Raw genomic sequence first — 4,668 nt, forward strand, 5'->3', positions numbered from 1 at the left:
CCTTCGGCAGGAGAAGCCCGTGGAAATCCGCGCCCCGCATCGCCGCGATGTCGTCGGCGCCCCACTCGGTGTCGAGCGCGTTGACGCGCACGAGCCGCGCGGTCTGCCCGTAGCCGCCGGCGTCGAGCTCGGCGCGCAGGGTCTCGCGCGCCTCGGCCTTGGCGTCGGGCGCGACCGCGTCCTCGAGATCGAAGATGATCGCGTCCACCGGCAGCGTGCGCGCCTTCTCGAGCGCGCGGGCCTTCGATCCGGGGATGTAGAGCACCGACCTGTAAGGGCGCGATCGTTCGTCCATGGTCTCGCCTCCGCAACAATGTTGCGCGTATGGGCCATGTTCCCGCGGCGGGTTCAACCCTTTTTTCGCAGTCGCAGCATTGCGCGCGGGCGCGCGGCGCGCGGCCCGCAAACCCTTCGTCAACCACGGACGGGCACGGTACGCGCCCGCATACAAAGGCGAAGGAGGCCACGGAATGAAGCAGGTCGTCATCCACGCCATGGGCCTCGGCCTGATCGCGCTCGCGGCGGCGACCTCGGCCGATATCGCCGAGGGGCGGTTGCCGGGACCCGTTCAAGGCGTCTCCGCGGCGTGTGATTCGGCAGGTCCGCCGCCCCGCGGCGCGCCACCGACGCGCCGCACACCGGCGCCGTAGGGGGCGCGCGCGGCGCGCACCTCTCGGACCGCGCCTGTCCCGGTTTCAGACGAGCGCGTCCCAGACGAGCTTCGCGCCGGTCGCGGTCAGAAGCGCATAGGTCAGCAGAAAGAACGCCCTCTCCGGCACGAGGAAATGCGCCTTCACCCCGGCCCAGGCCCCGAGGAGCGCAAAGGGCGCGAGCGCGAGGTTCGCCGCGAACGTCTCGGCGGTGAAGAGACCGAGCACGGCATAGGGCACCGCCTTGGCGATATTGATGATCCAGAAAATCAGCACGGTCGTCGCCTGGAAGGTCGTCTTGTCCGGCCGCCCCGAGAGCAGATAGACGGCCGCCGGCGGCCCGCCGGCGTGGCTCACGAAACTCGTGAAGCCCGCCGTCAGGCCAGCCGCCAGCCCCCAGCCGGGGGCGAGCCGCCGGTCGGCGGGCCGGATCAGCCCGCGCGCCTGCGCGACCCGCCACGCGACGAACCCCAGCGCGATCACCCCGATCAGGAGCCGGATCGCATCGTCGTCGGCCACGCGCCAGAGCGCCACGCCCAGCGCCACGCCCGGTATCGCGCCAAGGATCAGCAGCCGCCCCGCACGCCAGTCCCAGCGCCCCCAGTAGGGCCGCAGCGTGGCGAGGTCGATCAGCATCAGAAGCGGCAGCATGATGCCCAGCGCCTCGCCCGGCGGCATGGCGAGCGCCAGAATCGCCGCGGCCGCGAAGGCCGCGCCGGAGCCGAAGCCGCCCTTGGAGACGCCGGCGAAAACGACCGCCGCCGCGGCGAGTGCGAAAACCGGCAGCGACATCTCCATCGGCGCGAAACCTCCCTGACCTCCACGCCTTAGCGGACGCCGCGCCGCCGGGCCAGCGGGTCGCGCCCGCCTCCGCGCGCGCCGCGCACTTGCGCGGCGGGGTGCGAAGGACTACGCCATGCGCCGATCGCAATCGAGCGGAGTGAACATCTCATGGCCAGACCCAGGATCGCGCTGATCGGCGCGGGGCAGATCGGCGGCACGCTCGCCCATCTCGCGGCGATGAAGGAGCTTGGCGACGTCGTGCTCTTCGACATCGCCGAGGGCGTGCCGCAGGGCAAGGCGCTGGACATCGCCGAATCCGGCCCGGCGGAAGGGTTCGACGCCGCGCTCAAGGGCACGCAGGACTACGCCGACATCGCCGGCGCCGACGTCTGCATCGTGACCGCCGGCGTGCCGCGCAAGCCGGGGATGAGCCGCGACGATCTCATCGGCGTCAACCTCAAGGTCATGAAGGCCGTGGGCGAGGGCATCGCGGAGCACGCGCCCGACGCCTTCGTCATCTGCATCACCAATCCGCTCGACGCGATGGTCTGGGCGCTGCGCGAGTTCTCGGGCCTGCCGCACGAGAAGGTCTGCGGCATGGCCGGCGTGCTCGACTCGGCGCGCTTCCGCCACTTCCTGAGCCTCGAGTTCAACGTCTCGATGCGCGACGTGACGGCCTTCGTCCTCGGCGGGCACGGCGATACCATGGTGCCGCTCACCCGCTACTCGACCGTCGCGGGCATCCCGCTGCCCGACCTGGTGTCGATGGGCTGGACCACGCAGGACAAGCTCGACGCCATCGTGCAGCGCACGCGCGACGGCGGCGCCGAGATCGTGGGCCTGCTGAAGTCCGGCTCGGCCTTCTACGCGCCGGCGACGAGCGCCATCGAGATGGCCGAGGCCTATCTCAAGGACCAGAAGCGCCTCCTGCCCTGCGCGGCCTGGTGCGACGGGAAATACGGCCTCGACGGGCTTTACGTCGGCGTGCCGACGGTGATCGGCGACGGCGGGATCGAGCGCATCGTGGACATCAAGCTCAACAAGGACGAGCAGGCGATGTTCGACAAGTCGGTCGATGCGGTGCGCGGCCTCGTGGCCGCCTGCAAGAGCGTCGACGAAACGCTCGCCTGAGCAAGATGACCGGACCGAGACAGGGGCGCGCGTCGGGGACCCGGCGCGCGCCTTTTCGTGGTCCGGGCCGCGGCATGCTGCTGCGCGCATGTGATCACACGATTTCTGAGCGTGATCACAAAGCCCGGAAAATCGCGCCGAAGGCGGGCCTCCGGGCGGAAATCCCTTTGCCGGCGGCGCCGGAGGGGTTAGTCGGAATGCGACCGTGTACAGAACGGGACAGTGAGCGATGAACATCCACGAATATCAGGCCAAGGCGCTTCTGCGCGATTACGGCGCGCCGGTGAGCGACGGGCGCGCGGTCATGCGCGCCGAGGAAGCGAAGACCGCCGCGGGCGAACTCGAGGGCCCGCTCTGGGTCGTCAAGGCGCAGATCCACGCCGGCGGCCGCGGCAAGGGCCACTTCAAGGAGCCCGGCGCCGGCGAGAAGGGCGGCGTGCGGCTCGCCAAGTCGGTCGAGGAAGCCGACGAGGAAGCGCGCCGCATGCTCGGCCGCACGCTGGTCACCCATCAGACCGGACCTGCCGGCAAGGAGGTGGGACGCGTCTACATCGAGGACGGCTCGGGCATCGCGCGCGAGCTCTATCTCGCGCTTCTGGTGGACCGCCAGTCGAGCCGCGTCTCCTTCGTCTGCTCGACCGAGGGCGGCATGGACATCGAGGAGGTCGCCGCCGCCACGCCGGAGAAGATCCTGTCGTTCTCCGTCGATCCGGTGACCGGGTATCAGCCCTTCCACGGCCGGCGCATCGCCTTCATGCTGGGCCTCGAGGGCAAGCAGGTGAAACAGTGCGTGAGCCTGATGGGCACGCTCTACCGTCTCTTCGTCGAGAAGGACGTGGAGATGCTGGAGATCAACCCGCTCATCGTCACCGACGCGGGCGCGCTGAAGTGCCTCGACGCGAAGATGAGTTTCGATTCGAACGCGCTCTACCGGCATCCCGACGTCGCGAGCCTGCGCGACGAATCCGAGGAGGACCCGAAGGAGCTCGCCGCGTCGAAATACGACCTCAACTACATCGCGCTCGACGGCGAGATCGGTTGCATGGTCAACGGCGCCGGCCTCGCCATGGCGACGATGGACATCATCAAGCTCCATGGCGCGGAGCCCGCCAACTTCCTCGACGTGGGCGGCGGCGCCACGAAGGAGAAGGTGACCGAAGCCTTCAAGATCATCACCTCCGACAAGAACGTCAAAGGCATCCTCGTCAACATCTTCGGCGGCATCATGCGCTGCGACATCATCGCCGAGGGCGTGATCGCCGCGGTGAAGGACGTCGGCCTCGAGGTGCCGCTCGTCGTGCGGCTGGAAGGCACGAACGTGGACAAGGGCAAGGAGATCATCGCCGGATCCGGCCTCAACGTGATCGCGGCCGACGACCTGTCCGACGCGGCGGCGAAGATCGTCAAGGCGGTCAAGGGGTAAGCCCGCGGGGGCGTGCGCGCCGCGCCCCGGCACGACGGATCGGTGCGTGCTGTCACGCACCCCATGGACGAACGATCGGTGCGTGCAGGCACGCACCCTACGAAGGAGGCCCCGATGGCCATTCTCGTCGACGAAAACACCAAGGTGATCTGCCAGGGCTTCACCGGCTCGCAGGGCACCTTTCACTCCGAACAGGCGATCGCCTACGGCACGAAGATGGTGGGCGGCGTCACGCCCGGGAAGGGCGGACAGGAGCATCTCGGCCTGCCGGTCTTCGATTCCTGCCACGAGGCGGTGGACAAGACCGGTGCCGACGCCAGCGTGATCTACGTGCCGCCGCCGTTCGCCGCCGACTCGATCCTCGAGGCGGTGGACGCCGGCATCGGCCTCGTGGTCTGCATCACCGAAGGCATCCCGGTGCTCGACATGATGAAGGTCAAGCGCGCGCTCGAGGGCTCGGGCACCACGCTGATCGGCCCCAACTGCCCCGGTGTCATCACGCCGGACGCCTGCAAGATCGGCATCATGCCCGGCCACATCCACACGCGCGGCAAGGTGGGCGTCGTCTCCCGCTCGGGGACGCTGACCTACGAGGCCGTGAAGCAGACGACCGACGTCGGCCTCGGACAGTCCACCTGCGTCGGCATCGGCGGCGATCCGATCAAGGGGACGGAACACATC

6 protein-coding genes are annotated in these 4,668 nt (G+C 69.3%); 4 read left to right on the plus strand and 2 right to left on the minus strand.

The window, feature by feature from the left end; translation table 11 throughout:
- A partial coding sequence (locus ACESL7_RS13155; RefSeq protein ID WP_372893765.1) for an aldolase/citrate lyase family protein occupies positions 1–295 on the minus strand: 295 nt, incomplete at its 3' end.
- A gap of 175 nt (positions 296–470) precedes the next feature.
- Here ACESL7_RS13155 and ACESL7_RS13160 point away from each other — a divergent pair.
- Entirely contained in the window at positions 471–650 is a 180-nt protein-coding gene (locus ACESL7_RS13160) for a hypothetical protein (RefSeq protein ID WP_372893766.1), read from the plus strand.
- 45 nt (positions 651–695) lie between these two features.
- Here ACESL7_RS13160 and ACESL7_RS13165 read toward each other — a convergent pair whose 3' ends face one another.
- Positions 696–1,442, minus strand: a complete 747-nt coding sequence (locus ACESL7_RS13165; protein ID WP_372893770.1) for a sulfite exporter TauE/SafE family protein — start codon at positions 1,440–1,442, stop codon at positions 696–698.
- 159 nt (positions 1,443–1,601) lie between these two features.
- Between ACESL7_RS13165 and mdh the strand changes: the two genes are divergently transcribed.
- From mdh to ACESL7_RS13180, 3 genes are all read left to right on the plus strand, one after another.
- The gene (gene mdh, locus ACESL7_RS13170; RefSeq protein WP_372893767.1) at positions 1,602–2,564 is read left to right on the plus strand and encodes a malate dehydrogenase; all 963 of its coding nucleotides are present in this window, start codon (positions 1,602–1,604) and stop codon (positions 2,562–2,564) included.
- 229 nt (positions 2,565–2,793) lie between these two features.
- Positions 2,794–3,987 carry an ADP-forming succinate--CoA ligase subunit beta gene (sucC, locus tag ACESL7_RS13175; RefSeq protein ID WP_372893768.1) on the plus strand — a complete coding sequence of 398 codons (1,194 nt, stop codon included), beginning with the start codon at positions 2,794–2,796 and terminating at the stop codon, positions 3,985–3,987.
- A gap of 114 nt (positions 3,988–4,101) precedes the next feature.
- Positions 4,102–4,668, plus strand: a 567-nt coding sequence (locus tag ACESL7_RS13180; RefSeq protein WP_372893769.1) for a succinate--CoA ligase subunit alpha, incomplete at its 3' end; no start/stop codon positions are given.

The sequence above is a fragment of the Rhodosalinus sp. genome (assembly GCF_041685465.1).
Lineage (GTDB): Bacteria > Pseudomonadota > Alphaproteobacteria > Rhodobacterales > Rhodobacteraceae > Rhodosalinus.

Coding starts and splice junctions, on each gene's coding strand:
- sucC (WP_372893768.1), top strand. CDS start 2,794: ATGAACATCCACGAATATCAGGCCAAGGCGCTTCTGCGCGATTACGGC.
- ACESL7_RS13160 (WP_372893766.1), top strand. CDS start 471: ATGAAGCAGGTCGTCATCCACGCCATGGGCCTCGGCCTGATCGCGCTC.
- mdh (WP_372893767.1), top strand. CDS start 1,602: ATGGCCAGACCCAGGATCGCGCTGATCGGCGCGGGGCAGATCGGCGGC.
- ACESL7_RS13165 (WP_372893770.1), bottom strand. CDS start 1,442: ATGTCGCTGCCGGTTTTCGCACTCGCCGCGGCGGCGGTCGTTTTCGCC.